The organism is Pseudomonas sp. 313, from assembly GCF_000316965.1.
GTDB classification, from domain to species: domain Bacteria; phylum Pseudomonadota; class Gammaproteobacteria; order Pseudomonadales; family Pseudomonadaceae; genus Chryseomonas; species Chryseomonas benzopyrenica.
In genome coordinates, this window is sequence record NZ_ANBZ01000063.1 from 1 (window position 1) to 1,060 (window position 1,060).

General features: G+C 59.0%; 1 protein-coding gene. It reads right to left on the reverse strand.

What is annotated here, in order from left to right:
• Positions 1 to 17: 17 nt before the first annotated feature.
• A protein-coding gene (locus C722_RS0112985; protein ID WP_085984309.1) for an IS3 family transposase occupies positions 18 to 1,060 on the reverse strand; the annotation gives its coding sequence in 2 pieces (ribosomal slippage) (positions 18 to 931 and positions 931 to 1,060; 1,044 coding nt annotated over the 2 pieces). This gene is flagged as partial in the annotation.

A 1,060-nucleotide genomic window follows, 5' to 3' on the forward strand; every position in this document is an offset into this window, starting at 1 on the left:
GAATCGCCCCAGCTTTCCTAGACACTCTCCAAGCTCTGGAAATAGCGCTTTTCAAACTCCACTGGCGATAGCTGCATAGCGCTGCTGTGCCGTCGCTTGGGGTTATAGAACATCTCGATGTAATCGAACACATCACTGCGGGCTTCTTCGCGGGTTCCGTAGGTTTTCCGTCGGATGCGTTCCCGCTTCAGCAACTGGAAAAAGCGTTCCGCGACCGCGTTGTCGTGACAGTTACCGCGTCGACTCATGCTGCTGATCAGATTGTTGGCCTTGAGGAAACTCTGCCAGTCCGAGCTGCTGAACTGGCTGCCCTGGTCGGAATGGATCATCACTTCCTGCTTGGGCTTGCGCCGCCACACTGCCATCAGCAACGCATCGATGGCCAGATCGCTGCACATCCGAGGCTTCATCGACCAGCCGATCACTTGGCGAGAAAACAGATCCAGCACCACCGCCAAGTACAACCAGCCCTCATACGTGCGGATGTAAGTGATGTCGGTGACCCAGACCTTGTTCGGTTCACTGATATTGAACTGCCGCTCCAGACGGTTGGGCGAGGCCACTGGCGGCTTGCCACCGTAGTACCCGGGGCGCCGGCGATAACCGGTCTGAGAGCGCAGCCCCTCTCTCCTCATCAGGCGAGCCACACGATGCCGGCCACAGGACTCGCCCAGCTCACGCAGGTCGTCGTGGATCTTGCGGTAGCCGTAGACCCCGCCGCTTTCCAACCAGGCATGCTTGATCAATCCGAGCAGACGCTGATCTTCCTTGGCACGCGCGGATTTCGGCTCGGCCAGCCAGGCGTAGTAACCGCTGGGATGCACCTGGAGGGTCTGGCAGAGACGCCGTACCGGGTACTCCACCGACAGTTTGCTGATAACGGCGTACTTCAGCCGGACTCCTTGGCAAAGTACGCAGCGGCCTTTTTTAGGATGTCTCGCTCTTCGGTCACCCGCTTGAGTTCCGCGCGCAAGCGACGCAGCTCAGCCTGCTGATCATCTACCTGCTGCCGCTGTATTTGGGGTTTGCTGTAGCGCTTTACCCAGGCGTACAGGCTGTG